This is a genomic window from Sphingobium sp. MP9-4 (assembly GCF_005281675.1).
Classification (GTDB): domain Bacteria; phylum Pseudomonadota; class Alphaproteobacteria; order Sphingomonadales; family Sphingomonadaceae; genus Sphingobium; species Sphingobium yanoikuyae.
On record NZ_LUFI01000023.1, the window covers coordinates 13870 to 40153 of the forward strand.

The following is a 26284-nucleotide window of genomic DNA, read 5'->3' on the forward strand; positions in this document are numbered from 1 at the left end:
GTGACATTTGGCGCAAAAATCCCTATGTGCGCGCCGATCATGGCAACCAAAATCCCAGACGCGCCGAAGATCGGCATGGTTTCGCTCGGCTGTCCGAAGAACCTGGTCGACTCCGAACGTATCCTGACCAAGCTGCGTTCCGACGGCTATCAGATGTCCGCCGACTATGCCGGCGCCGACGTCGTGCTGGTCAACACCTGCGGCTTCCTCGATTCCGCCAAGGAAGAATCGCTCGAAGCGATCGGCGAGGCCATGGCCGAAAATGGCCGCGTCATCGTCACCGGTTGCATGGGCGACGAAGCGGACGTGATCCGCGCGAAATTCCCGCAGGTGCTGGCCGTCACCGGCGCGCATCAATATGAGCAGGTGGTCAATGCGGTGCATGACGCGTCGCCGCCCATCCCCAACGCCTTTGTCGACCTGGTGCCCGAAGGCGGGCTGAAGCTCACCCCGCGCCATTACAGCTATCTGAAGATTTCAGAGGGCTGCAACCACCGTTGCTCCTTCTGCATCATCCCCTCGATCCGCGGCGACCTGGTGTCGCGGCGCATCGACGCGGTGCTGCGCGAGGCGGAAAAGCTGGTCGCGGCCGGCACCAAGGAATTGCTGGTCATCAGCCAGGACACCTCGGCCTATGGCGTCGACACCCGCCACGAGCCGCGCATGTGGAAGGGCCGCGAGGTCCGCGCCCATATGACCGATATGGCACGCGAACTGGGCCAGTTGCGCACGGCGGACGGCGTCGCCCCCTGGGTCCGCCTCCATTATGTCTATCCCTATCCCCATGTCGACCATGTCATCCCGCTGATGGCCGAGGGGCTGCTGACGCCCTATCTCGACATCCCCTTCCAGCATGCCTCGCCGAGCGTGCTCAAGGCGATGAAGCGCCCGGCCAACGAAGCCAAGGTGCTCGATCGCATCCGCAAGTGGCGCGACATCTGCCCCGACATCGCGATCCGTTCCAGCTTCGTCGTCGGCTTCCCCGGCGAGACCGAGGCGGACTTCCAGTATCTGCTCGACTGGCTGGACGAGGCCCAGCTCGACCGCGTCGGCGCCTTCCGCTTCGAGCCGGTCGAGGGCGCCCCCGCCAATGACCTGCCGGGCGCCGTGCCCGAAGAGGTCAAGGAAGAACGCTACCAGCGGATCATGGAAAAAACCGCCGCGATCAGCGCCGCCAAGCTGCAGGCCAAGGTCGGCCGGGTCATGCCGGTGATCATCGACGAGGTCGGCGAGCCCGACGAGGAAGATGGCAGCATCGGCGCCACCGCGCGCAGCCAGGCCGACGCGCCGGAAATCGACGGCAATGTCTTCCTGCGCGACGTCGGCGAAGGCCGCAAGGCGGGCGACATGTTCGACGTGCTGATCGAGGATGCCGACGATCACGACCTGTACGGCGTGCCGGCCTGACCGATCGGGAACCGGATATCAGGGCCTGACGAACGCGTCCTGATATTCGGTCTTGATCGCCTTGTAGGTCGCCGCATCGACCGGCAGCTTGATGTCATAGCTGCCCTCGGCATAGGGGCCGGCGCCATAGGGGCCGATCGTCACCTGGATGCCGTCGATCAACTTGCCGTCGCGCGATGTCGGCGCCAGCACCTGCTTCATCGGATCGATGCATTTGGTGAAGTCGTCATCGCCCGGCACCACCGGCGCGCCGCGCTTTTCCGCCCGCGCCCGGTCCAGCGCCTCGCAGAAACTGTCATGGATCGCCGCTGCAAAGGCCGCTTCGGAGGTCAGCAGCGCGCCGAAATCGGTTTCGCGCCGCCGCTCCCTGTCCCACAGCAGCGCTTCATAGCCGGTCATGCCATGGGCGCCGCCAGTATACATGTAATTGGCGGATTCGAGCGCCAGGAAGCGCGGCGTATCGGCCATCACGCTCCAGCGCGTCTCGCGGCTGTGGGCGTGGAAGGGGAAGCCCGCTTTCCTGGCCGAATCCCGGTCCTGCGTCGCCATCTTGAGCGCATCGGCCTTGTTCTCGGCCATGGCGTGGGCGAAGCGATCGACCAGCGTCGGGATCGCCGCCGCCTGCGCCGGATAGGCGTAGAGAAATTCCAGCAGCTCGGTCTTGTCCGTCTGCTCGAATGGTTCGGCGGGTGGGGCAGCGGGTCGCGTGGTGCCGGCCATGCGGTCGACAAAGGCGCGCATCGTCGCATTGGCGGGCATGTTGCCGCCGGGCGTGTCATCCTCAGTCGATTTCGAGCAGCCGGACAGCAACAGGGCTGCGAGCAGCAGCCCCGTCGTCCCGTTCCCCCACCCTGCCCGCATCAGTGCGGCTTGGCCGTCAGGCAGCGTTCGCTGATCGCCTTGCGCGCATAGTCGCCGGCGAGCGCGCGATGGATATTGGGCCAGCCTTCGGCCACCAGCGCCTGCTCGACCGCATGGGCGTTGGCGAACTGGCCGCTTTCGGCCAGCGCATAGGCGCGGGCGCGCAGCGCCTGCAGGCCGCTATTGTCGGAACGGATCATGGCTACTCTCCTTGCCGTTTATTATGAACTGGAACCTAGGCACTCGGGCCACAATAGGCAAATGCCCTGACGGCCGGCCGGGTTTCCACCGGGACGAAAGAAGATGCAAAAATGGCCCGTTCCCATGTGGAGCGCTTTCTCCTACATCCCTGTGCATGACCGAATTTGCCGACCTGCTCAAAGCCGATAATGGCCAGCCCGCCCGTTCCATCCAGCTGATCGAAGCGGCCGAACTGGACGCCTGGTTCACCGCCCAGCCCGAGCGGGTCCGCGCCCTGATCAGCGCCCAGAAATTCCACGCCAAGCCGAACGAATATGCGATCGTCCCCGGCGAGGGGCAGAGCGACTGGTCGGTCGTGGCCGGGGTCGCCAAGCGCGACGCCCTCGGCAGCTGGTGCCTGGCCAGACTGGCCGAGAGCCTGCCCGAGGGCAGCTATCGCCTGGCCGAAGGCAGCACCGGCGCGGCGGCGCTGGGCTGGCTGACGGCGCAATATCGGTTCGAACGCTATCGCAAGGATGAAGGCGCGGCCGGGCCGCGCGTGTTGCTGACCAGCGACGTCGCCCGGATCGAGGCGATCGTGCAACAGGCTGAAGCGGTAGCGCTGGTCCGCGACCTGGTGAACACGCCGGCCGCCGACATGGGGCCGCAGGATCTGGAAGATGCCGTGCGCCAGCTAGCGCAGGCCCATGGCGGCGACGTGCAGGTGACGCGCGGCGACGCGCTGGAGCAGGGTTTCCCGATGATCCACGCCGTCGGCAAGGCGGCGGACAAGAGCTTTGCCCCGCGCCTCATCGAAATGGCCTGGGGCGACCCCGCCGCGCCGCGCATCGCCGTGGTCGGCAAGGGCATCTGCTTCGACAGCGGCGGCCTCGACATCAAGCCATCATCGGGCATGCGCCTGATGAAGAAGGATATGGGCGGCGCGGCCCATGCGATCGCGCTGGCCCGGCTGATCATCGGCGCACGACTGCCGGTGCGGCTGCACCTGCTGGTGCCGACCGCCGAAAATGCCATCAGCGGCAATGCCTTCCGCCCCGGCGACATATTGCGCAGCCGGCAGGGGCTGACGGTGGAAATCGGCAATACCGACGCCGAAGGGCGGCTGGTACTGGGCGACGCGCTGACCCGCGCGGGTGAGGAAAAGCCAGAGCTGATCGTCGATTTCGCGACCCTGACCGGCGCGGCGCGCGTCGCCGTCGGCCCGGACCTGCCCGCGCTGTTCACCAATGACGAGGCACTGGCGAGCGACATCGCGGCGGCCGGCACGGCGGTCGACGACCCGACCTGGCGCCTGCCGCTGTGGGACGGTTATTATGACATGCTGAAGTCCGACATTGCCGACATGAACAATGCCGGCGAAGGCGGCTTTGCCGGCGCGGTGACCGCCGCCTTGTTCCTGCAGCGCTTCGTGCCGGAGGGCACGGCCTGGATCCACCTCGACACCTTCGCCTGGCGACCGGCGGCCCGTCCGGGCCGGCCCAAGGGCGGCGAGGCCCTGGGCCTGCGCGCAGTCTTCCGCCTGCTCCAGCAACGCTATGACGGCGCGCGATAGTCAAACTGCAATATCCTGCGATCCGTTACGCAACCGGATTGGCTATCATGCGTTAGGGGGGCATGAACGCGCTCGCTTCCCCGCAACAGGCCGCCCAGATCGACCGTCCCGGCATACAGCCGCTCAGCCAGTGGATGCGGACCCTGGTGGATTATGTGCGGTCGGGAAAACCCGACCTCACCAACCGCCAGATGGCCCTGATGCTGACCGTCTATATCGGCGATGGCCCGCATACGGTGCGCGGCCTGGCCGAACAGTTGCATGTGTCCAAGCCGGTCATCACCCGCGCGCTGAACAAGCTTTCGGCGCTCGGCTATCTCCGACGAGAGCGGGATGCGGCCGATCGGCGCAATATTTTCATCACCCGCACGTCGAAGGGCGCGGAATTCCTTGACGCCTTTCACCATTTCATCGCAGGAACCGCGCGCGATGACAGGCCAGATCAACACCACGCGGAACGCACCGCCTGAAAGAACCCGGTTCAAGCTGGACGGCAGATCCGTAGCGCTCGACCACCGCGTCCATGCGGCGCGTGGCGACCTTGCGGACATCTCGCTCGCCGGCGTGCTCTTTTCCGCCCATTATGCCCGCGCGGTCGAACTGACCTGCGTGGCGCCCGGCGCGCCGATCCTGTCCCAGCCCTCGCACAATGCCGAGGCGGTCAGCGAATTGCTGCGCGGCGAAAGCTTCCATGCGCTCGACGTCACGACCGACTGGGCCTGGGGCTTCTGCGGGCATGACGGCTATGTCGGCTATATCCGCCGCGACGCACTGGACGTGAAGGAGGCGGTGAGCCACCGCATCGTCAACCAGAGCGCGCCGCTGTTCAGCCGCGCCGACATCAAGGCACCGATCGCCGATCACTGGCCGCTGGGCGCCCGCTTCGGCGGCGAGGCCGAGGACAGCTTCCTCGCGACCGGCGACGGCTTCATCCATGGCCGCCATGCCGCACCGCTCGACTCGCGGGAAAGCGACTGGGTCGCGGTGGCGCAGCGCTATCTGGGCCAGCCCTATGTCTGGGGCGGCCGTGGCCATCGCGGCATCGACTGTTCGGGGCTGGTGCAGGTTGCGCTGGGCGAATGCGGCATCGCCGTGCCGCGCGACACCGACCTGCAGTGCGAGGGCATTGGCGCGCCGATCGAGGCGAGCGTGCCGTTGCAGCGCGGCGACCTGATCTTCTTCCCCGGCCATGTCGGGATCATGACCGACGCCACCCATATGCTGCACGCCAACGCCCATTGGATGGCCGTGGTGGTCGAGCCGCTGGCCGATGTCGTCGCCCGGCTGGCGCCCGACCATGAACAGCCGATCATCGCGCGGCGGAGGATTGCCCCATGACCACGAAGATCTTCATCGACGGCGGCCATGGCACCACCGGCATCGAGATTGCCGATCGCCTGGCCGACCGGCCCGAACTGTCGCTGATCACGGTCGATGAAAAGGATCGCCGCAACATGGCGGCCCGGCGCGACGCGCTGAACGCGGCCGACATCGTGATCCTGTGCCTGCCCGACGATGCCGCACGCGAATCCGTGTCGATGATCGACAATGACCGCACCCGCGTGATCGACGCATCGACCGCGCACCGCGTCGCCGACGGCTGGACCTATGGCTTCCCCGAACTGGAACCGGGCCATCGCGAGCGGCTGGCCAACAGCCGCTTCGTCGCCAATCCCGGCTGCTGGCCGACCGGTTTTCTGGGGCTGGTCCGTCCGCTGGTGCTGGCCGGCCTGCTGCCGGCCGACTGGCCGGTGACGGTATCGGGCGCATCGGGCTATTCGGGTGGCGGCAAGGCGATGATCGCCGAATATGAGGGCGCCGAGGGCGCGCCGACCGCCTTCCGCGCCTATGGCCTGAGCCTGGCGCACAAACATGTGCCGGAAATGACCCGCTATTCGGGTCTGGCCCATCCGCCGCTGTTCGCGCCGGCCGTCGCCAATGCCTATCGCGGCATGCTGGTGGAAGTGCCGCTGCAGCTGCGCGCCATGCCCGGCACGCCCGCCCCGGCGGACATCCACGCCGCGCTGGCCGCCGCCTATGCAGGATCGCCGATCGTCAGCGTGACGCCCTTGGCCGACAGCAGCGCCATGGCACAGATTGATGTCGAGCATGTCGGCGCGACCGATCGCCTGTCGCTGTCGGTGTTCGGCAATGCGCAGAGCGGCCAGGTCCGTCTGGTCGCCACGCTCGATAATCTGGGCAAGGGTGCGGCAGGCGCCGCCGTGCAGAATCTCAACATCCTGGCCGGCTTGCCGGAAACCGCCGGCCTGCGGCTCTAAAGCGCCGTCAGCCAGACAGCAAAAAGGGCCGGAGCGTTCCATGACGCTCCGGCCCTTTTTGCGTTCAGACTATCAGTGGATCGTGCCGAGCGGCTGGTGATGGGCGAGCAACACGATCAGCCGCTCGATCTGGCGCCAGTGGCAGAAATGGATGTGGTTGCCGAGGTCGCGGCTGCGATCGGCCCGCGCCGCCGCCTCATAGCCGGCATTGGCGCCAAAGGTCGCGATCAGTTCCGTCGCATCCTCATAGCTCTTTCGATCCGAAAGATATGGCATGTGCATGCGACCCCCGATTTTTTGCGCGCCCTTTCCCCTCCCCTATCAACCCCCATGCCAGTTTGGCGCTTTGGCGCAGCAGGCCGATGACGAGGGTGAACAGCCGGTTAGCCAAGTCCCGCAGCGGGACAGGCGCGCCATTTCGGGACGCGAGCCGTTCCGATCCGGGACAGGGGAGACGCGGGCGACAAGCGACTGGCCATGGGCGGCGGGCCATGGCAAGGATGGGCCATGAACAAGGCGAAGAATCCGACCGGCGCGGGCGCCATCATCGCATTGCTGATCATGGCCGGGGCGATCGGCGGCGGCCTGCTGGGACAGCCCAGCATCGGCCTGCTGGTCGGCACCGGAGCCGGCATCCTGATCGCCCTGCTGCTGTGGCTGCGCGAACGAAAGGCTTAACTAACCACCCGCGCAACGGAGCGCCTTGCCGGGCGTCGCATCGCCGCATAGATGTGGCGACATGAAGAAGCATTTCATCGCCATCCCCCTCGTCGCGCTGGTCATTGCCGGCGGCGCCTTCCTCTACTTCGCGCAGGGCGACACGGCCCAGTTGCCGGCCGGTGCCGATGTCGGCCGGGAACCGCGCTTCACCACGCCGCGCAACGAGTTTTTCCCGACCGTTAACATCGCCGAGGTCAAGCCGTGGAAGGCTGGAGAGAAGCCGGTCGCGGCCAAGGGTCTGGTGGTCGAGCGCTTTGCCGAGGGGCTGAGCCATCCGCGATCGCTGCTGCGCCTGCCCAATGGCGACATATTGACGGCCGAGACCAACAGCCAGCCCCGCCCGCAGACCGGCATCGTCAGCCGGGTGATGAATTTCCTGATGAACAAGGCCGGCGCCGGCGTCCCCTCGCCCGACCGCATCAGCCTGCTGCGCGACACCGATGGCGATGGCAAGGCGGACACCAAGACGGTGTTCCTGAGCGGCCTCTATTCGCCCTATGGCATGGCGCTGATCGGCGACACCCTCTATGTCGCCAACACCAATGCGCTGATGGCCTTCCCCTATAAGGAAGGCGAGACCAAGATCAGCGACAAGGGGCGGAAGATTCTGAACCTGCCGGCCCAGGCGCCGAACATGCACTGGACCCGCAGCCTGACCGTCGGCCCCAACGGGCTGCTCTATGTCGGCGTCGGATCGAACAGCAATATCGGCGAAAATGGCCTGGAAAGCGAAGCCAACCGCGCCGCCGTGCTGGAGGTCAATCCCAAGACCGGCGACTATCGCATCTATGCGTCGGGCCTGCGCAACCCGGTCGGCCTGGCGTTCGAACCCAGGAGCGGCGTGCTGTGGGGCGTGGTCAATGAGCGCGACATGCTGGGCGGCGACCTGGTCCCCGACTATCTGACCCGCGTCGAATTCGGTGCCTTCTATGGCTGGCCGTGGAATTACTGGGGCGGCTATGAGGATCGCCGGGTCCAGCCGCAGCGGCCGGAAATCCGCGAATATACCAAGCGCCCCGACTATGCGCTGGGCAACCATGTCGCGCCGCTGGGCCTGAGCTTCTCCAAGGATGCGCAGCTTGGCGCCACCTATGGCAATGGCGCCTTTGTCGGCCTGCATGGCAGCTGGAACCGCAAGCCGGCCGCGGGCTACAAGGTCGTGTTCATTCCGTTCGAGGATAATGGCGAAGTCGGCAAGGCCAAGCCGGTCGACGTGCTGACCGGATTCCTGGACGCACAGGGCGCGGCGCGAGGCCGGCCGGTCGACGTGACCGTGGACGCCAAGGGTGCGCTGCTGGTGGCGGACGATGTCGGCGGCGTCGTCTGGCGGGTGACCCGCGCACAATAATCATGGCTCGCCCGGCCGAAGCGTCGAAAAAACTTGTTCGCAAGACCAGACGCTTAATTTCGGCCGGGCAACAGTAGGGATATATTGCCCCGTTCGCGCGCTGATACGCGATGCGACAGGCGTCCAAGATGAAACCGATCGAACCGGCGGAGCTATATCAGCTGCGGGCGGACAGCGCGCGGCGATCCCTTCATCACTTGCGCATGGAAGCGCTGGGCCAGCCGGACCGACGACAAGGCTATGACCTGGAGCATGATCGGCGGCTGGCGGAAATGTATTTCAACACCTTCGCCGCCCTCGCCCATCGACAACGTCACAGCGACACGCTGAGCCTGGCCCGCGTCATCAAGACGATGGCCGATGCCGCGCCGCTATGCGACACCGCCGTCGATCCGCCGCGTTGCCGCAAGGAACTGGACCGACTGGTCGACGAATTTCTGAGCCTTGCCGAAAAGGACGGCGACTGAGAATCAGACCGAGAGGCCGTGACGGCCGGCGAGTTCGACCACATATTGCCAGGCCACACGGCCCGAGCGGCTGCCCCGCTGCGTTGCCCACTGGATCGCGTCGAGCGGCTCGACGCTGAGACCCAGCGCCTGCGCATAGCCCTCGACAATGGCGACATAGGCATCCTGGTCGAGCGCATGGAAGCCCAGGCTGAGGCCGAACCGGTCCGACAGCGCCATCTTGTCATCGACCACGTCGCGCGGATTGATCGGATCATCCTGCTCCGACAGGTTGCGCGGCACGATATGGCGGCGGTTGGACGTCACATAGAGGCGGACATTGGCCGGACGCGCGGCGGTGCCGCCCTGGAGCAGCGAACGCAGCGCACGGGCATCGCCCACGCCTTCGTCAAAGCCCAGATCGTCGAGGAACAGGATGAAGGGTCGGGTCGTGCTGCGCAGCAGGGTGAAGAGCGCCGGCAGGCTGGCCAGTTCATCGATCGCGCATTGCAGCAGGGCGATGTCCTGCCCTTCCGCCTGCAGCTTGCCGACCACCGAAGCCACGGTCGCCGACTTGCCGGTGCCGCGCGCGCCCCACAGCAGCACGTCATGCGCGGCATGGCCGGCGGCATGGCGGCGGCTATTGTCGAGCAGCGCACTCTTTTGCGCATCGATGCCGGTCAGCAGATCATAATCCACCGGGGCGAACGCATCCACCGCGCGGATCGCCACCCCGTCCCACACATAGGCGGGAGCAGCCGCAAGGTCGGCAGAGGAAGCCGGCGGCGGCGCGAGCCGTTCCAGCGCTTCGGCGATACGGGTCAGCAGGGCGTCGTTCATGGCGCGGGATTAGCCGGGCCGCGCCGTTGCGGCAAGCTTTGCCAACAATGTCATGTCACTGTCGCAATGGCCTTTTACTGCAGCGTTCCGGGGTCTATATCGCGGGGGTCGTGACTATCCCAAATCCAGCCTTTTCCACCAGGGTCTGCCGCTATGGCGCGGAAGCGCTTCGCGAGGCAGCCTTGCTGATCCGCGCCGGCGAGCCCGTCGCCGTTCCCACCGAAACCGTCTATGGCCTGGCCGCCGATGCCACCGATTCCCAGGCGGTCGCGGGCATCTACAGCGCCAAGGGGCGGCCCAGCTTCAACCCGCTGATCGTCCATGTCGCCGACATGGAGATGGCGCGGCGGCTGGCCGATTTTTCGCCCCAGGCCGAGCAGCTTGCCGCCCGCTTCTGGCCGGGCGCGCTGACCATGGTGCTGCCGGTGCGGGCCGATAGCGGCCTGTCGCCGCTGGTGATGGCTGGCCTGCCGACCGTGGCGCTGCGCCTGCCGGCCCATCCCGCGATGCGCGCGCTGATCCGCGAGAGTGGCCGGCCGCTGGCTGCGCCTTCGGCCAATCGCAGCGGATCGATCAGCCCCAGCCGGGCCGAGCATGTGCTGGCCAGCCTCAACGGCAAGATCCGCATGATCCTGGACGAAGGCCCGACCAGCGAAGGGCTGGAATCGACCATCGCCGCCCCCGAAGCGGACCGCATCCGCCTGCTGCGCCCCGGCCCGGTCACGGCCGCGATGCTGGAGGAGGCAAGCGGCCTGCCGGTCATCACGGGGAAGGACAATGCGAAGATCGAAGCACCCGGCCAGCTCGAAAGCCATTATGCGCCGTCGAAGCCGGTGCGGCTCAACGCGCTGCGGGCGGAAAAGGATGAATATCTGATCGGCTTCGGGCTGATGCCCTGCCATCTGAACCTGAGCGTCGACGCGGATCTGCGCGAGGCGGCAGCCAATCTGTTCGCGGCGCTGCACGTCGCCGACGCCAGCACCCAGGAGCGGATCGCGGTCGCGCCCATCCCTGACGAGGGGATCGGCACCGCCATCAACGACCGGTTACGCCGCGCCGCGGCCTGACCGGTCGATCCGGCTCAGCCGCAATTGTCGTAGCCGGCCTTGCGGCATTCGCGGCGGCGCTGTTCGTCGGCCTTCTTGCGCGCCTTGCCTTCCTCGGCCTCCTGCTTGCGCATCTTGCGGCCATAATTGCGGTCGGCCTCGTCCTGGCTGGTCGTCGCCCAGTCGGCCGCCTGCGCACCTGCGCGCACCGGCAAGGTCACGATATCCACCGCCGTCCTGGCAATACAGCCCGGCAGCATCAGCAGCATCGCCGGCGCCAGCAGCATGATCGTCTTGGTCATTCTCAAAGTCCCCCGACTCGTCCGTTGCGCTGCATCTGCCATGGTCGACATTAACCATAAGCTAAGAACGCGGCGAAACGGGACGAGCGGTCGGGAAATCGGCCAGGCCGAGGATTATTCCTCGATGCGCGCGGCAAAACCCTTGCGCAGCTTGGCCAGCTTGGGCGGAATCACCGCCATGCAATAGGGATTCTGGTCGCCGACCCGCTCCCAATATTTCTGGTGATAATCCTCGGCCGGATACCAGGGGGCGTCCGCCTCGATCGCGGTCACCACCGGATCGACCTGGTCCACCTGCGCCCGCGCGATGCCGGCCAGCGCCTCGGCCTGCTGCTCGGCCGAATGGGGGAAGATCGCCGAACGATATTGCGTCCCGATGTCGTTGCCCTGGCGGTTCAGCGTCGTCGGATTGTGGGTGGCGAAGAAGATGTCGAGCAGGTCGGCATAGCTGATGACGGCCGGGTCGAAGGCGATGCGGATCGCTTCGGCATGGCCGGTATTGCCGGTGCAGACCTCCTCATAGGTCGGATCGACCTTGGTCCCGCCGATATAGCCGCTCTGGACCGATTCCACGCCCTTGAGCGTCTGGTAGACTGCTTCCGTACACCAGAAGCAGCCACCAGCCAGCGTTGCGATTTCCTGCGCCATATATCGATAATCCTTATCCAGCTTTGGCGCGCTAGATAGGAGCAATCAGGCCGCGGTTCCAGTCTGCGCCGCATTCTGCGCCATTGCCTGTTCGGCCTTGGCGCGTTCTTCGGCGACCAGTTCCTTGCGCGACAGCTTGCCGACCAGCGTCTTGGGCAGGCTGGCCCGCACCTCGACCTCGCAGACCCGCTCATGCTTGCCCAGTTGCGGGTTGAGCCAGTCCTTGAGCCCCGGCCCGTCGATGGTCGCGCCTTCGTTCAGGGTCACGAACGCCTTGGGCTGCTCGCCGCGATAACGGTCGGGCACGCCGATCACCAGCGCTTCCTTCACCGATTCATGATGATAGAGGACCGATTCCACCTGGCTCGGGAAGACCTTGAAGCCACCGACGGCGATCATGTCCTTGAGGCGATCGACGATCCGCACATAACCATCGTCATCAACCTCGCCAACGTCGCCGGTGCGCAGGAACTCGCCCACGAACACCTGCGCGTCCGCGTCCGGCCGGTTCCAATAGCCCTTCATGATCTGCGGACCGGCGAACATCAGTTCGCCCGGCTCGCCCGCGGGCGGCGGCTGGGTCGGATCCTCGCGGCTGACGATCTTGACGCGGGTGCCCGGCACGGGCTGACCGACGGTGCCGGTCTTGTTCAGCCCCTCATAGGGATTGGCGCAGACGATCGGGCTGGTTTCGGTGAGGCCATAGCCCTCGATCAGCCGCGCGCCGGTCACCGCCTCGAACTTCTGCTTCACCTCCATCGGCAGCGGCGCGCCACCCGAAATGCAGGTGCGCAGCGACGAGAAATCGATGTTCGGCAGGGCCGGATGATCGAGCAGCGCCTGATACATGGTCGGCACGCCGGGCAGAGACGTCGCCTTGGTCCGCTGCACGGCCGAAAGCACCTGCACCGCCTCGAACCGGGGCAGCATCACCATCTCGCCGCCATTCATGACGGTCCGGTTCAGCGTGCAGGTGTTGGCGAAGACGTGGAAGAAGGGCAGCACCGCGATGATGCGGTCGTCGCCCTCGCCCGCATGCGGGTCGATCGCCTGCGCCTGGCGCGCATTGGCGGTCAGATTCTGGTGGGTCAGCATCGCGCCCTTGGGCGTGCCGGTGGTGCCGCCGGTATATTGCAGCAGCGCGACGTCGTTGACCGGATCGATGTCGGCCACGATGCATTCGCCTGCATTGGCGATCAACCGGTCATAGCGGATGACGCGCGGATCATGCGGCAGCGGCGTCGTCTCGCCGCGCTTGAACAGGCGGAAGAGGATACTCTTGGCGGTCGGCAGCACCTCAGCGATCGAGCCGACCACCAGCTTTTCGAGGCTGCTATTGTCCAGCACCTTGAGCGCGGTCGGCAGCAATGCCTTGGCCGACAGGGTGAACAGGATCTTGGTGCCGCTATCCTCGACCTGATGCTCCAGTTCGGCGGCGGTGTAGAGGGGGGAGAAGTTGACGACGATCGCGCCGGCCAGCAGCGCGCCATAATAGGCCGCGACATAATGGGGGGTGTTGGGCAGGTAGAGACCGACCCGGTCCCCCTTCTTCACGCCCATGGCCTGCAAACCACAGGCGATGCGCCTGATGTCGTCCATCATCGCGCCATAGCTGAACTTGCGCCCCATGAAGTCGATCATGTGGGCCTGCGGGTGGGCGGTGGCGCTCTGCGTTACCATGTCCCCCATCGACATCGGCGGGAACGTCTGCTCCCACGGCGTAGGGTGCTGATAATGCTCGCGCCAGATCTTTTCTCTGCTCTCCATTTACAGAAGTGTAAGTGGCCCGAGCGCTTTACGCAAGCGTCAACCTGTGTCTGGATTGTAGCAAAAAGGCCGCGCCCGAAAGCCGGCGCGGCCCTTGAGAATGCTGCATCGCAGCGGGTCGGAAAGAGCGTCGGATGACGCTACGTCTTCAGACCTCGCCCTTGTTGCTGCTGAACGGATCAAGGATGGTCGCGGCGCCCGAAATCAGCTCGGACTCGCTCTTGAGCGCCTGCTCGATGCGGCGCGCATTATCCTCGCGCTCGCGGCGCAGTTCCTCGATCAGCGCCTCACGATCGCCATCCAGACGCGAATCGGTCGGCATCTCGATGCCGGCCTTCTTCGCCGCCTTGCTGACCAGCGCATCCAGTTCGCGCTGCGAGCACAGGCCCAGCGTCACCGGATCCTTGGGCGTGATGTTGCTGATGTTCCAGTGGCTGCGATCGCGGATCGCGGCGATGGTGGTGCGGGTGGTGCCGATCAGCTTGCCGATCGCGCCGTCCGAAATCTCCGGATGGTTGCGCAGGATCCAGGCGATGCCATCGGGCTTGTCCTGGCGCTTGCTTACCGGGGTGTAGCGCGGCCCCTTGGTGCGGCGGACCGGTTCGGGGCCCTTGAGCATCTTGAGCTTGTAGTCGGGATTGCTCTCGCCCTTGTGGATTTCATCCATGGTGATTTCATGGGCGCGCACCGGATCGCGGCCGGTATATTTGATGCCGGCAGTGTCATCGGCGATGGCCTGGACTTCCAGGATGTGGAGCCCGCAAAATTCCGCGATCTGGTCAAAGCTCAGAGCGCTATTGTCGACCAGCCAGCTGGCGGTCGCATGGGGCATGAGGGGCTGGGACACGGGGTCTTCTCCGGCTCTAAAAACGATAAGGGCCGCCCAAGCAGGGCGGCCACGACATGTCAGGGATAGAGCATCGCGGGGCTTGCGGCAAGGAAAAGCGTCAGGCGGCGCTGTCCATCACCACCGGATCGATCGGATGCAATCCGGCCAGGAATTCCTGCGCGCTGCGTTCCCAGCTGAAGCTGCGGCCATAGGCGGCACAGGCTGCCCGATCGCACAGCAGCGCGGCGGCGATGGCATCCTCCAGCCGCTCCGACAGCGCGCCGGTTTCCGGCGTGACGATATCGATCGGCCCGGTGACCGGATAGGCTGCGACCGGCGTGCCGGCGGCCAGCGCCTCGATCATCACCAGCCCGAACGTGTCGGTGCGGCTGGGGAAGACGAACACGTCCGCGCCGGCATAGATCGTCGCCAGATCGGCACCGAACTGCGCACCCAGGAAACGGGCGTCGGGATAAGCCCGTTCCAGCGCCCCGCGCGCCGGGCCGTCGCCCACGATCACCCTGGTTCCGGGATGCTCGCTGGCCAGAAAGGCTTCCAGATTCTTCTCGACCGCGACCCGGCCGACATAGAGCTGGATCGGGCGCGGCAGGTCCGCCAGCAGGGACGAGGGGGCGACACCGCCGGCAAAGGTCTTGAGGTCCACGCCCCTGCCCCATTTGCGGACATTGGCGACGCCATGGGCACGCAATTGCTGCCGCACCGACCGGGTCGACACCAGCACCGCCTGCGCCGGGCCATGGAACCAGCGAATATAGCGCCAGAACCAGGCCGCCGGCAGCCCGGTGCGCTGCGACACATAATCGGGGAAATGGGTGTGATAGGCGGTGGTGAAGGGCACATTGCCGCGCAGGCACCAGCGCCGGGCGGCAAAGCAGAGCGGCCCTTCGGTCGCCAGATGGACGGCGTCGGGACGGAAGGCGGCGATCGCCTGCCCCACCACGCCCGATCGCACCAGTGCCAGCCGGATTTCGGGATAGGTCGGACAGGGAATGGAGCCATAGAGATCGGGCGAGATCACTTTCACCTCATGGCCCATATGCTCCAGTTCGGCCTGGATCGTCTGCAGCGTGCGCACCACGCCATTGACCTGCGGCGTCCAGGCGTCGGTGACGATCGCGATCCGCATGGCCCCTCTCCGCGTCAGGCCGCCATCAGCGCCGGCGTCTTTTCGCCGCGCTTGGCGATCTCGTCGGCCCAGTGCAGCACCTCCATCGCGCCGCTGGCATGTTCGACCAGCGCGGTGCAGCCCTCCACCCAGTCGCCATCATTATAATATTCGATGCCCTCGATCTCGCGCATCTCGGCATTGTGGATATGGCCGCACACCACGCCGTCGACGCCGCGCGCGCCGGCTTCATGCGCCACCACTTCCTCGAAGCGGGAGATGAAGGACACGGCATTCTTGACCTTGTGCTTGGCCATCTTGGACAGTGACCAATAAGGCAGGCCCATGCGCCGGCGCACCGCGTTGACCACCACGTTGAGGCGCATCAGCGTCGTGTAGGCTGCGTCACCCACAAAGGCGAGCCAGCGATGCGCCAGCATGATCGTGTCGAACTCGTCGCCATGCAGCACCAGCAGCTTGCGCCCGTCGGCGGTCTCGTGGATCGCCTTGCGCCGGATCTCGACGCCGCCGAAATTCATGCCGGTGAACTGACGGAACATCTCGTCATGATTGCCGGGGATATAGACGACACGGGTGCCGCGCTTGGCCCGCTTCATGATCCGCCACAGCACGTCATTATGCGCGGCGGGCCAGTAGAAGCGCTTCTTGAGCCGCCAGCCGTCGATGATGTCGCCGACCAGATAGATGGTGTCGCTGTCGACGCTGTCCAGGAAATCGATCAGCATCGTGGCGTTGCAGCCGCGCGTGCCCAGATGGATGTCGGAAATCCAGATGGTGCGATAGCGGCGACGCGCGCCTTCCCGTTCAGGGATGTGGAAGCGGTCGTCAGCCCCCTCTTCCAGTTCGCTCAGGAAGGGCAAGCGCGTGATGGCGTTCATGTCTACGTCCTCAAGGGCTGTTGTCCTTGAGGCCGAATCCTTAGCGCCGCTCTGTTACAACTCCGCACCGAATATGACGGAAATGCTACGACCTTCGACCATCCAATGCAGGGTGCCAAGTGACTTTCCCTCCCCAATGCCGCGCGAACTCAGTAGCTCGCTGCCGCAATTCAGGAGTGGCGTCTAAAAGGAAAAATGCTCGCGCAGTTCCCACTGCCGACCTGAGCGCATCAACCTTAAAACCCAATTCCGCGAGGCGCTCACCCCAGTGCATCAACTCCACGATGTTGCCGCCTGCCATCCTTGTATGATGGTGATAGACCACAATGGTCCGACCATCTCGTTGCAACGCCTTTAATTCTGCCAAAGCCACACTTTTACCGGCCTTGGCAGATCCGACACTATAGGTCGCTGGTTCAAGGCCGTTGTCGGGATCTACAAATATAAGATCGCAACCATCCACAAACTCGGCGGCTCGCGCGAACCAAGATGCTCGCAAGGCGCGTCTGGATTTTGCATCGCCAGCAGGAAGCATCGCGTTGTGATAGACAGCACCGTCAATCAGTCCGGCCCGCTCCAAAGCATCCACACTACGATCGTTGCGCTGAACAATAAGCTTCAACTTATCAAACAACACCGGATCAATGGCGCGCCATATCTGTGGTCGATCCAAATAGGCTATGTGCTTACCATCCGCATTATGGGCTTCATCAGGGTATAGCCACCACAGAACACCCAGTTTCAACCCTGGCGCCAATCGACGCAACATCGACAGCTTCACATAATCGCCGACGTCAGCGACATAACGGTTCTGCACTAAACTATCCTCACACCGTCAGCACGATCTTCCCGAAATGTTCGCCCGCATCCATGCGGGCATGGGCCTTGGCCGCGTCGGCGAGGGCAAAGCGCTGGTCCATCGCCGGGCGCAGCTTGCCCTGTTCGACGAAGGGCCAGACGGTGCGCATGATCTCGTCCGCGACCAGGCTCTTGAAGCCCGATGAGCGCGGCCGCAGGGTTGATCCGGTCAGGGTCAGGCGCTTGGACATCACCGTCGGCAGGAAGATGCTGGTCTTGGCTCCACCCAGCACCGCGATCGACACATGGCGGCCATCTTCCGCCATGCATTCGATGTTGCGCGGGACATAGTCGCCGCCGACCATGTCGAGCACCGCCTGCACCCCCTGCCCACCGGTAATGCGCTTCACCTCGGCGACATAGTCCTGGCTCTTGTAATTGATCGCATGGGAAGCACCCCATTCGAGCGCCTGGGCGCTTTTGTCGTCGCTGCCGCAGGTGACGATGATCTCTATGTCGAACAGGCGGCAGAGCGAGATCGCCATCGTGCCGATGCCGCTGGTGCCGCCATGGACCAGCACCCGGTCGCCGCCGACCACATAGGCGCGCTCGAACAGATTGGTCCACACGGTGAACAGGGTTTCGGGCAGCGCCGCCGCCTCGACCAGGTCATAATCCGCCGGCACCGGCAGGCACTGGCCGGCCGGGGCAATCGCATATTCGGCATAGCCCCCGCCCGGCAGCAGCGCGCAGACGCGCTGGCCCACCAGCATGTCGGCGGACCGGCCGGCGGCGACGATCGTGCCCGCCACTTCGAGTCCGGGAATGTCGGACGCGCCGGGCGGCGGCGGATATTTGCCCTGCCGCTGCAGCACGTCGGGCCGGTTGACGCCGGCGGCGGCGACGCGGATCAGCACCTCATCCTCGCCGGGCACCGGCACCGGCCGCTGTTCGGGCACCAGAGCGTCGGGACCGCCCGGCACCGGGATGCCGATGGCCGTCATCTGCGATGGAATCGTGAAACTGTCGAGGATCATATGTGCCCCCCCGGGCCAGAGATATTGCGCCGCACCCAAAATCGACGGACGGAGCTTCGCTTCTTATTGACAGACTAGCCTACAGGGTCAACATTACCCTTTATGGACATGGACAATGATCTGCCGAGAAAGGCCGATGATCCGCTGGCCCAACTGCTCCGACAGGATCTGGGTCCCCTGTCCGTTGCGGAACTGGAAGCGCGCATCAGGGCGCTGGAAACCGAAATCACCCGCACTCGAACAAAAATTGAAAGCGCCGTTAACCATAAGGCAACTGCCGAGGCGTTATTCAAGCGATGAACCCGCGCCTCGCCCCTGACGGCCCGACCATGGGCTCCACCGGGCATGGGCAGTCTGGCAATTCCGGCGGTCAGGGCCTCTCCCTTGAACCGTCGTCGAGCAATGCCGACATAAGGTTCAAGTCAGCCCCTAACCGGGGCCAGGAGTAGAAAAGACATGCCATCTTTCGCAGCCGCCCTTGAAACCACCCTGCACAATGCGCTGACCCATGCGTCGGAGCGCAAGCATGAATATGCGACGCTGGAGCATCTGCTTCTCGCGCTGATCGACGATGAACATGCGTCGAAGGTGATGCAGGCGTGCGGCGTGGAACTGGGCGAACTGGCCGATGCCGTCACCCAGTATCTCGACACCGAACTTGACAGCCTGAAGGTGGAGGGCGCCAGCGACCCCTCGCCCACCAGCGGCTTCCAGCGCGTCGTCCAGCGCGCCATCCTCCATGTCCAGTCGTCCGGCAAGGATGAGGTGACGGGCGCCAATGTCCTCGTCGCGCTCTTCTCCGAACGCGAATCCTATGCCGTCTATTTCCTGCAGCAGCAGGACATGAGCCGCCTCGATGCCGTCAGCTATATCAGCCACGGCGTCGGCAAGGGCACGCCCACGCCCGAGCGTCAGGAGACCAAGGGGGCAGCCGAGGAGGAAAAGAAGGTGCAGGACGGCAAGGGCAAGAAGGATAGTGCCTTGGAGCAGTTCACCGTCAACCTCAACGAGAAGGCGGAACGCGGCAAGGTCGATCCGCTGATCGGCCGGTCGTCGGAAGTCGACCGCACCATCCAGATCCTGTGCCGCCGTTCGAAGAACAACCCACTTTATGTCGGTGATCCGGGCGTCGGTAAGACCGCGATCGCGGAAGGCCTGGCGCGCAAGATCGTCGAGGGCGAAGTGCCCGACGTGCTCAAGGAAGCGGTCATCTATTCGCTCGACATGGGCGCGCTGCTGGCCGGCACCCGCTATCGCGGCGATTTCGAGGAGCGGCTGAAGGCGGTCGTCACCGAACTGGAGAAGATGCCGCACGCGGTCCTCTTCATCGACGAGATCCACACCGTGATCGGTGCCGGCGCGACCAGCGGCGGCGCGATGGACGCCTCGAACCTGTTGAAGCCGGCCCTGTCGGGCGGGACGATCCGCTGCATCGGTTCGACCACCTACAAGGAATTCCGCAATCATTTCGAGAAGGACCGCGCGCTGCTGCGGCGCTTCCAGAAGATCGACGTAAACGAGCCTTCGGTCGAGGATACGATCAAGATCCTGACCGGCCTGCGCACCGCGTTCGAGGAACATCATCACGTCAAATATACGCCGGACGCGATCAAGGCGGCGGTCGAGTTGTCGGCCCGCTACATCAACGACCGCAAGCTGCCGGACAAGGCGATCGACGTGATCGACGAAGTGGGCGCGATGCAGATGCTGGTGGTGCCCTCCAAGCGCAAGAAGACGATCACCCCCAAGGAGATCGAGGCGGTCATCGCCACCATGGCGCGCATCCCGCCCAAGACCGTGTCGTCGGACGACAAGAGCGTGCTGGAATCGCTGACCACCGATCTGAAACGCGTCGTCTTCGGCCAGGATCAGGCGATCGAGGTGCTGTCGTCCGCGATCAAGCTGTCGCGCGCCGGTCTGCGCGATCCCGACAAGCCGATCGGCAACTATCTCTTCTCCGGCCCCACCGGCGTCGGCAAGACGGAGGTGGCACGCCAGCTCGCGACCCTGCTCGGCATCCCGCTGCAGCGGTTCGACATGTCGGAATATATGGAACGCCATTCGGTCAGCCGCCTGATCGGTGCCCCTCCGGGCTATGTTGGCTATGACCAGGGTGGCCTGCTGACCGATGCCGTCGACCAGCAGCCGCACAGCGTGCTGCTGCTCGACGAGATCGAGAAGGCGCATCCCGACCTGTTCAACATCCTGTTGCAGGTGATGGACAATGGCCGCCTGACCGATCACCACGGCAAGACCGTCGATTTCCGCAACACCATCCTCATCATGACCACCAATGCGGGTGCGTCGGACATGGCGAAGGAATCGATCGGCTTTGGCGAGCTGACCCGCGAGGATGTGCAGGAAGACGCGGTGAAGAAGCTCTTCACCCCCGAATTCCGCAACCGCCTCGATGCGATCGTGCCGTTCGGCTATCTGCCGCCGGAAATCGTCGCCCGCGTCATCGACAAGTTCGTGCTGCAACTGGAACTTCAACTGGCCGATCGCGACGTCCACATCACGCTGGACGAGGAGGCCAAGGCCTGGCTCACCAAGAAGGGCTATGACAAGCTCTATGGTGCCCGCCCGATGGGCCGCCTGATGCAGGAGAAGATCAAGCAGCCGCTGGCCGAGGAATTGCTGTTCGGCAAGCTGGTCCATGGCGGCGAGGTCCATGTCCACATGAAGGACGAAGCCCTCGCCTTCCAGATCACCCCCGCCGCGCCCAAGAAGGGCGGCAAGAAGGGCGGCAAGGCCAAGGCGCCGGAAGGCACGAAATAAGCGGCTTCACAGGCCCACGGGAAAGGCGGCTCGAGAGGGCCGCCTTTTTTATTCCTCCCCGGCACAAGGAGCGGGACCGTGCGCAGCACGGTGGAGGGGCACGCGCCACAAAGAGCCACATCCCCGCGCAGCTGCTGCTCCCCTCTTTTTCCGTCATTGCCGCACAGGCGGTTAGCCCTCATCCACTATCTCCGTGCCGCCGCGGCTCCGCGCGAAAATGAATCACGCGGAGGCGCGGAGAAGAAAAGGGAAGGCCAACTTGGGTGGTTTGCTGACTGTCGGCTGTTGGGAAGACAATCGGCGGAAGCTGACGTTGTGCGGACAAATCGTTCTACAACAGTTGCAGCAGTTTCGGACATTCACCCTAGCTCTGGTGCGCTATAAATATCGAGATGGAGGCACAAACCGCGATCTCCAAGACGAGCGAGCGTTTCAGAACGGAGTGCAAGGCCCTCGTTGCTATCTTCAAGAAAGAGGCCGCAAAATACGCGACTTCTAAATCGCTGCGAGAAAGCCTGCCACGATACGATGTCATCAGACAAACCATCTAACAGATCGTTGATTTGTCGATCGAGATCAGCCGGCTGCTGATCTTTTGCAGTCACCTGCCATGACCCCGTGCGGGCGATCTTGTCCCTGCCTCCGAGGGTCTGAAATGTTCCGCCCATCTTCACGGCGATAGTCGGCTCACCAAGTCGTTCTGTTATCTCTGTCGGGTCGAGATCATCTCCATAAAATCCTATTGATGCTGCCGATCGGTGTAAGACGCCCATATCGGAGCCTAACATAGGCGGCGGCTTCCTACCAAATTTCGTCGTTCAGCATCTGACGTACCATCTGAATGAGTGGCCGGTTTCAACGATGCGTATGGCCTAAGCGAGTGACGAAGAATGGTCGTTACTTGCCAGTCACAGCCACCGTCATCCTGACGGAAGTCAGGATCCATTCTGCGCTACGGCGGATGGGGAGCGCTGAATGGATCCCGGATCAAGTCCGGGATGACGAAGATGGTGAAGGTAGCTTCTGGTCGTCAGCCGTCAAAGCCCGGCATCGTCGCTCGCGATGACGGGGGTGGTCGCTTCCAGACCATCCTCCCCTGCAAGGTTCGGCAGAGTCGCGTGCCTCTGCCGAACCTTGCAGGGAGGAATTCACAGCCGCTTCTGGTCGTTAGCACCCTCCCCCTAAACCCACATGCCCTTGCCTGCGTAAGCATTGCATGACACCCATGCCATCATGCAGCCCCACACCCAGTCCGTCATCCTCCTCCACGGCTTTGGCGGTCATCAGGTGCAGACCGCGCTGCTTGCCCGACGGCTGCGCGGGGAGGGCTACGACGTTGCCAATATCGGCTATCCCAGCTGGCGCTGGCCGCTGGCCCGCGTCGTCGATCATCTCCACGCCCGCATCATCGCCAGCCCGGCCTATCATGCTACGACCGTTCATTGTGTCGGTCATTCGATGGGCGGCCTCATGCTCCGCGCCTGGCTCGCGCGCCATCGCCCCGATCATCTCGGCCGCGTCGTCATGCTAGGCACGCCCAATGGTGGCAGCGAGATTGCCGACCTTCTCTACCGCCTGCACCTTCATCCGCTGATCCTGAACCAGGCCGGCGCGCTGCTACGCACTCGCCGCGATGCGATCACGCTGGCGGCGCTGGGTGAGGTCGACTATCCGCTCGGCATCATCGCGGGCGACCGGCCGATGAATGGCCTGCTCCCCAGCCGCATCTTCCGCGCGCCCAATGACGGCAAGGTCAGCGTCGCCGCCACCCATTGTCCGGGCGAAGGCGACCATATCACCCTGCCCGTCGCCCACACCGCGATGATCTACACCCGCCCCGTCGCCGATCAGGTCGTGCATTTCCTGCGCCATGGGCATTTCGCGCGCACTTAGCCGCCCTCTCCCCGCCCCCCTTAAATTCTGCTAAGCCGACTCCAGAACAGAAAGGTCGCATGTCTTCCACGCTTTCATAGGGGAATGCATGTCCACTTCGCTTCATCTGCGGTCCGCCGCGCCACGCGCCGCGCTGCTCAGCATCAGCTTCGTCCTTCTCGCCACGCCCGGCGCCAGCCAGCAGGCCGGCGGACCGATCGCCCGCTATGCGATGGATGCCGGCACCATGTCCGGCATGGCCGCAATGGCGGGCGGCGGTGGCATGGGCGGGGCCATGTCGATGATGATGGGCGGCGGCAACCAGCCGATCCATGAACTGGTGCTGCGCCTGGGATCGACCCAGACCGCGAGCGGCTCGCCGGCGGCCGAACATTATATGCCCGCCGGCGCCCGGCTGGGCGCCTCCGTCCCGCTGGTCACGCCAAAGGTCACGCCGAGCGACGAGCCGGCGCTGCCCGGTGAGAAGCCCAAGGGGCGGCTGCTCATCTATTGGGGATGCGGCGCGACCGCAGGGCCGAACCAGCCGGTGGTGATCGATTTCGCCAAGGTCGCGCGCGGCCAGTTTCCGCCCGGCCTCTACATGACCGGCGCGGCGATCCCGCAGGAATGGCAGGTCCGCTTTACCAACAGCAAGACCTATGGCGAATGGCCCAATGGTCAGACGCGCAAGACGCTGTCGGGCAATTCCTCGCTGATCGGCGACCATCGCATCGCCGGCAATTATTCGCCCGAGATCAAGTTCGCGCTGAACCAGGACTTCATGCCGCCGATCACGGGCCGCGCCAGCCCGGCGGCGGGCGGCGCCACCCAGTTGAGCTGGAACGCGGTGCCCAATGCGACCGGCTATTATGCCTGGGTGTTCGCGGCCAAGCAGGGCGGCGACATGGTGTGGTGGGCGTCATCGGCCAGCCAGGCGTTCGGCGGGCCGGTATGGGACTGGCTATCCCCCGGTGCCGTGCGCAAGCTGATCGTCGACAAGATCGTCATGCCGCCCAGCCAGACCAGTTGCACCGTGCCGTCACAGGTGGTGCAGTCGGGCGGCGAGATGCTGATGGGCAGCCTCTACGCCTATGGCCCGGAAGCCAATTTCGCCTATCCACCGCGCCCGGCCGATCCCAAGATCGCCTGGAAACCAGAATGGATCGCCCGTGTGCGCTATCGCTCCAACACCATGTGGATGCTCAACGGGCCGGACATGGGATCGATGATGAGCCAGGGCAGTGACGACAGCGCCGACGCCTCCGGCGACAATTCGCCACCCAAGAAGAAGAAATGCAAGGGCGGCCTTGGCGGCATGCTGGCCGGCGCGATGGGCGCGGGCTGCTGAAGCTCTGGTCGGGGCGCGGCACCAGCTATCGCGCCCCGGCCACGACTTGCACTTGAAACGAAAGGAAAATCCGGCAAGTCTCGCGCCATTCTTCCGTTTCGAGGTTTTCATGCGACACAAGCTACTGGCCGCGCTGCTGCTCGGCGCCGCCCTCTCCCCCCTGCCGCTCGCCGCCCAGTCGGCTGCCCCGTCGTCCAGGTTCGAGGGCCGCGACATCTTCGCGCTGCAGGTCGCGACCGATCCGCAGATCAGCCCCGACGGCAAGAGCGTCGCCTATGTCCGCCGCCAGGGCGACATCATGACCGACCGGCAGAAGGGCGCGATCTGGCTGGTCGACACCGCCACCGGCGCGCAGCGCCCGCTGGTCACCGACGCCAGCCAGCCGCGCTGGTCGCCCGATGGCAAGCGCATCGCCTATATCGCCGCCGATGCGGGCAAGCCGCAATTGTTCGTGCGCTGGCTCGACACCGGCGCGACCGTGCGCGTCACCACCCTGCCCGACGGCCCGCAGTCAGTCACCTGGTCGCCCGACGGCAAGTCCCTCGCCTATATCATGCGCGTGCCCGCCGACCCGATGAAGCTGGGCAAGGCGCCCGACAAGCCGGAGGGCGCCGAATGGGCCAAGCCGCTGGAGGTGATCGACCGGGTCGATTATCGCAATGATGGCGGCGGTTATGTCCAGGCCGGCTATGACCATATCTTCCTGGTGTCGGCCGATGGCGGCCCGGCCCGGCAGCTGAGCTTTGGCGACTATCAGGATGGCGGCCCGTTGAGCTGGACGCCCGATGGCCGCGCCATCCTGTTCAGCGCGGTGCGCAAGCCCGACTGGCAGCAGAAGGTTTTCGACCCGGAAATCTATGCGCTCGACATCGCCTCGGGCGCGATCAGCCCACTCACCAGCCGCGAAGGCCCGGATGTGGCGCCGGTCGTATCGCCCGACGGCAGCAAGGTCGCCTATCTCGGCTATGACGACAAGCGCCTCTCCTACCAGAACACTTACCTCTACGTCATGAACCGCGACGGCAGCGGCGCCCATGCGATCACCGCCAGTTTCGACCGCAGCATCGACCGCGCCTATTGGGCGGCCGACGGCAAGTCGCTCTATGCCCAATATGACGAGCGCGGCGTCAACCGCCTCGCCCGCATCAGCCTCGACGGCCATGTCACCGAACTGGCGAGTGGCCTTACCGGCACGGCGTTCGACCGGCCCTATAGCGGCGGCGATTTCAGCGTCGCGGCCAATGGCACTTTGGCCTTCACCAGCGGATCGGCGTTGCGCCCGGCCGACCTGTCGGTCAGCAGCGGTGGCAAGAGCCGCCAACTCACCCGCCTCAACGAGGATTTCCTGGGCCACAAGGCGCTGGGCCAGGTCAAGGAACTGGCCGTCACCGCGCCCGACGGCCGCACCGTGCCGGCCTGGCTCGTCACCCCGCCCAGCTATCAGCCCGGCACCCGCGTGCCGTTGCTGCTGGAAATCCATGGTGGCCCGCACACCGCCTATGGCCCGCATTTCTCGACCGACGACCAGCTTTATGCCGCCGCCGGCTATGCCGTGCTCTACACCAATCCCCGCGGCTCCACCTCCTATGGCGAGGAATTCGCCCAGCTGATCCATCATAAATATCCCGGCGACGACTATGGCGACCTGATGGCCGCGGTCGATGCCGCGATCGCTGCGGGCGTGGCCGATCCGGACAATCTGTTCGTCACCGGCGGTTCGGGCGGCGGCGTGCTCACCAGCTGGATCATCGGCAAGACCGACCGGTTCAAGGGCGCCGCGACGCAGAAGCCGGTGATCAACTGGATCAGCGAGGCGCTGACCATGGACAATACCCTCTTCACCTCGCGCTACTGGTTCCCGGCCAAGCCCTGGGAAGATCCGATGGGCTATTGGAACCGCTCGCCGCTCAGCCTGGTTGGCAACGTCAAGACGCCGACCCTGGTGGTCGTGGGCAGCGAGGATTATCGCACCCCGGTCAGCGAGGCGGAGCAATATTATGGCGCGCTGCAGATACGGGGCGTGCCGACCGCGCTGGTGAAGGTGCCGGGTGCCAGCCATGGCGGCATCGCCGCCCGCCCGTCGCAATCGGCGGCCAAGGCGGCGGCTATCATCGCCTGGTTCGATCGCTATCGCGACAAGCCTGCGGCGGCGGCCACCGCACCGGCTCAATGATCCGGCT

General features: G+C 64.9%; 27 protein-coding genes. 14 read left to right on the top strand and 13 right to left on the bottom strand.

Annotated features, from left to right (window positions below; genetic code table 11):
- Positions 1 to 24: 24 nt before the first annotated feature.
- Positions 25 to 1407 (top strand): 30S ribosomal protein S12 methylthiotransferase RimO, encoded by a 1383-nt coding sequence (gene rimO / locus A0U87_RS05870; protein ID WP_170978359.1) that lies wholly within the window; start codon positions 25 to 27, stop codon positions 1405 to 1407.
- Positions 1408 to 1425: 18 nt separating this feature from the next.
- Here rimO and A0U87_RS05875 read toward each other — a convergent pair whose 3' ends face one another.
- Positions 1426 to 2268 (bottom strand): DUF4163 domain-containing protein, encoded by an 843-nt coding sequence (locus tag A0U87_RS05875; protein ID WP_048939089.1) that lies wholly within the window; start codon positions 2266 to 2268, stop codon positions 1426 to 1428.
- Positions 2268 to 2468 (bottom strand): hypothetical protein, encoded by a 201-nt coding sequence (locus tag A0U87_RS05880; protein WP_004211387.1) that lies wholly within the window; start codon positions 2466 to 2468, stop codon positions 2268 to 2270. The genes A0U87_RS05875 and A0U87_RS05880 overlap by 1 nt, the downstream gene beginning before the upstream one ends.
- A 155-nt stretch (positions 2469 to 2623) precedes the next feature.
- Between A0U87_RS05880 and A0U87_RS05885 the strand changes: the two genes are divergently transcribed.
- The 4 genes from A0U87_RS05885 to argC all read left to right on the top strand — a co-directional run bounded on the left by A0U87_RS05885 (position 2624) and on the right by argC (position 6300).
- The gene (locus A0U87_RS05885) at positions 2624 to 4021 is read left to right on the top strand and encodes a leucyl aminopeptidase family protein (protein ID WP_048939088.1); all 1398 of its coding nucleotides are present in this window, start codon (positions 2624 to 2626) and stop codon (positions 4019 to 4021) included.
- Between the two features lie 62 nt (positions 4022 to 4083).
- A complete protein-coding gene (locus A0U87_RS05890; protein ID WP_004211384.1) occupies positions 4084 to 4491 on the top strand; it encodes a MarR family winged helix-turn-helix transcriptional regulator in 408 nt (135 codons plus the stop codon).
- Positions 4451 to 5359, top strand: a complete 909-nt coding sequence (locus tag A0U87_RS05895; protein ID WP_048939087.1) for a C40 family peptidase — start codon at positions 4451 to 4453, stop codon at positions 5357 to 5359. The genes A0U87_RS05890 and A0U87_RS05895 overlap by 41 nt, the downstream gene beginning before the upstream one ends.
- Positions 5356 to 6300 carry an N-acetyl-gamma-glutamyl-phosphate reductase gene (gene argC, locus A0U87_RS05900; RefSeq protein ID WP_048939086.1) on the top strand — a complete coding sequence of 315 codons (945 nt, stop codon included), beginning with the start codon at positions 5356 to 5358 and terminating at the stop codon, positions 6298 to 6300. The genes A0U87_RS05895 and argC overlap by 4 nt, the downstream gene beginning before the upstream one ends.
- Positions 6301 to 6372: 72 nt before the next feature.
- Here argC and A0U87_RS05905 read toward each other — a convergent pair whose 3' ends face one another.
- Positions 6373 to 6576 carry a hypothetical protein gene (locus A0U87_RS05905; protein WP_004211380.1) on the bottom strand — a complete coding sequence of 68 codons (204 nt, stop codon included), beginning with the start codon at positions 6574 to 6576 and terminating at the stop codon, positions 6373 to 6375.
- 231 nt (positions 6577 to 6807) lie between these two features.
- Here A0U87_RS05905 and A0U87_RS26120 point away from each other — a divergent pair, with 231 nt between their 5' ends.
- The 3 genes from A0U87_RS26120 to A0U87_RS05915 all read left to right on the top strand — a co-directional run bounded on the left by A0U87_RS26120 (position 6808) and on the right by A0U87_RS05915 (position 8835).
- A complete protein-coding gene (locus A0U87_RS26120; protein ID WP_010337933.1) occupies positions 6808 to 6978 on the top strand; it encodes a hypothetical protein in 171 nt (56 codons plus the stop codon).
- 61 nt (positions 6979 to 7039) lie between these two features.
- The gene (locus A0U87_RS05910) at positions 7040 to 8368 is read left to right on the top strand and encodes a sorbosone dehydrogenase family protein (protein WP_122928201.1); all 1329 of its coding nucleotides are present in this window, start codon (positions 7040 to 7042) and stop codon (positions 8366 to 8368) included.
- 128 nt (positions 8369 to 8496) lie between these two features.
- On the top strand, positions 8497 to 8835 hold the full coding sequence (locus A0U87_RS05915; protein WP_230588606.1) for a hypothetical protein: 339 nt from the start codon (positions 8497 to 8499) through the stop codon (positions 8833 to 8835).
- Positions 8836 to 8838: 3 nt separating this feature from the next.
- Here A0U87_RS05915 and A0U87_RS05920 read toward each other — a convergent pair whose 3' ends face one another.
- Positions 8839 to 9654 carry an ATP-binding protein gene (locus A0U87_RS05920; protein ID WP_048939084.1) on the bottom strand — a complete coding sequence of 272 codons (816 nt, stop codon included), beginning with the start codon at positions 9652 to 9654 and terminating at the stop codon, positions 8839 to 8841.
- Positions 9655 to 9764: 110 nt separating this feature from the next.
- On the opposite strand from A0U87_RS05920, the gene A0U87_RS05925 reads away from it, so the two are divergent.
- Positions 9765 to 10721, top strand: coding sequence for an L-threonylcarbamoyladenylate synthase (locus tag A0U87_RS05925; protein WP_029547760.1), 957 nt, complete (start codon positions 9765 to 9767; stop codon positions 10719 to 10721).
- Positions 10722 to 10735: 14 nt separating this feature from the next.
- On the opposite strand, the gene A0U87_RS05930 is transcribed toward A0U87_RS05925, so the two are convergent.
- The 8 genes from A0U87_RS05930 to A0U87_RS05965 form a co-directional block, all read right to left on the bottom strand.
- The gene (locus A0U87_RS05930; protein WP_004211370.1) at positions 10736 to 11002 is read right to left on the bottom strand and encodes a hypothetical protein; all 267 of its coding nucleotides are present in this window, start codon (positions 11000 to 11002) and stop codon (positions 10736 to 10738) included.
- A 114-nt stretch (positions 11003 to 11116) separates the two neighbouring features.
- Positions 11117 to 11650, bottom strand: coding sequence for a peptide-methionine (S)-S-oxide reductase MsrA (gene msrA, locus A0U87_RS05935; protein ID WP_004211369.1), 534 nt, complete (start codon positions 11648 to 11650; stop codon positions 11117 to 11119).
- Between the two features lie 45 nt (positions 11651 to 11695).
- The gene (locus A0U87_RS05940) at positions 11696 to 13417 is read right to left on the bottom strand and encodes a long-chain fatty acid--CoA ligase (protein ID WP_048939083.1); all 1722 of its coding nucleotides are present in this window, start codon (positions 13415 to 13417) and stop codon (positions 11696 to 11698) included.
- Positions 13418 to 13565: 148 nt separating this feature from the next.
- Entirely contained in the window at positions 13566 to 14249 is a 684-nt protein-coding gene (locus A0U87_RS05945) for a cell cycle transcriptional regulator TrcR (RefSeq protein ID WP_010337928.1), read from the bottom strand.
- Between the two features lie 115 nt (positions 14250 to 14364).
- Positions 14365 to 15393: a glycosyltransferase family 1 protein gene (locus A0U87_RS05950; protein WP_048939082.1), complete on the bottom strand. Its 1029-nt coding sequence runs from the start codon at positions 15391 to 15393 to the stop codon at positions 14365 to 14367.
- A gap of 14 nt (positions 15394 to 15407) precedes the next feature.
- Positions 15408 to 16271 (bottom strand): UDP-2,3-diacylglucosamine diphosphatase, encoded by an 864-nt coding sequence (locus tag A0U87_RS05955; RefSeq protein WP_048939081.1) that lies wholly within the window; start codon positions 16269 to 16271, stop codon positions 15408 to 15410.
- A gap of 85 nt (positions 16272 to 16356) precedes the next feature.
- The gene (locus A0U87_RS05960) at positions 16357 to 17088 is read right to left on the bottom strand and encodes a hypothetical protein (protein ID WP_137405287.1); all 732 of its coding nucleotides are present in this window, start codon (positions 17086 to 17088) and stop codon (positions 16357 to 16359) included.
- 10 nt (positions 17089 to 17098) lie between these two features.
- Positions 17099 to 18106, bottom strand: a complete 1008-nt coding sequence (locus A0U87_RS05965) for an NAD(P)H-quinone oxidoreductase (protein ID WP_048939079.1) — start codon at positions 18104 to 18106, stop codon at positions 17099 to 17101.
- A gap of 102 nt (positions 18107 to 18208) precedes the next feature.
- Between A0U87_RS05965 and A0U87_RS05970 the strand changes: the two genes are divergently transcribed.
- Entirely contained in the window at positions 18209 to 18406 is a 198-nt protein-coding gene (locus A0U87_RS05970; protein ID WP_004211362.1) for a DUF1192 domain-containing protein, read from the top strand.
- 156 nt (positions 18407 to 18562) lie between these two features.
- Positions 18563 to 20884, top strand: a complete 2322-nt coding sequence (gene clpA, locus A0U87_RS05975; protein WP_048939078.1) for an ATP-dependent Clp protease ATP-binding subunit ClpA — start codon at positions 18563 to 18565, stop codon at positions 20882 to 20884.
- 359 nt (positions 20885 to 21243) lie between these two features.
- On the opposite strand, the gene A0U87_RS05980 is transcribed toward clpA, so the two are convergent.
- Entirely contained in the window at positions 21244 to 21672 is a 429-nt protein-coding gene (locus A0U87_RS05980) for a DUF4279 domain-containing protein (RefSeq protein ID WP_199909698.1), read from the bottom strand.
- Between the two features lie 445 nt (positions 21673 to 22117).
- On the opposite strand from A0U87_RS05980, the gene A0U87_RS05990 reads away from it, so the two are divergent.
- The 3 genes from A0U87_RS05990 to A0U87_RS06000 all read left to right on the top strand — a co-directional run bounded on the left by A0U87_RS05990 (position 22118) and on the right by A0U87_RS06000 (position 26277).
- Positions 22118 to 22777 carry an alpha/beta fold hydrolase gene (locus tag A0U87_RS05990; RefSeq protein WP_170978360.1) on the top strand — a complete coding sequence of 220 codons (660 nt, stop codon included), beginning with the start codon at positions 22118 to 22120 and terminating at the stop codon, positions 22775 to 22777.
- Positions 22778 to 22865: 88 nt separating this feature from the next.
- Positions 22866 to 24104, top strand: coding sequence for a hypothetical protein (locus A0U87_RS05995; protein WP_122928203.1), 1239 nt, complete (start codon positions 22866 to 22868; stop codon positions 24102 to 24104).
- A gap of 109 nt (positions 24105 to 24213) precedes the next feature.
- A complete protein-coding gene (locus tag A0U87_RS06000) occupies positions 24214 to 26277 on the top strand; it encodes a S9 family peptidase (RefSeq protein WP_048939097.1) in 2064 nt (687 codons plus the stop codon).
- The last annotated feature ends 7 nt before the right edge of the window (positions 26278 to 26284 follow it).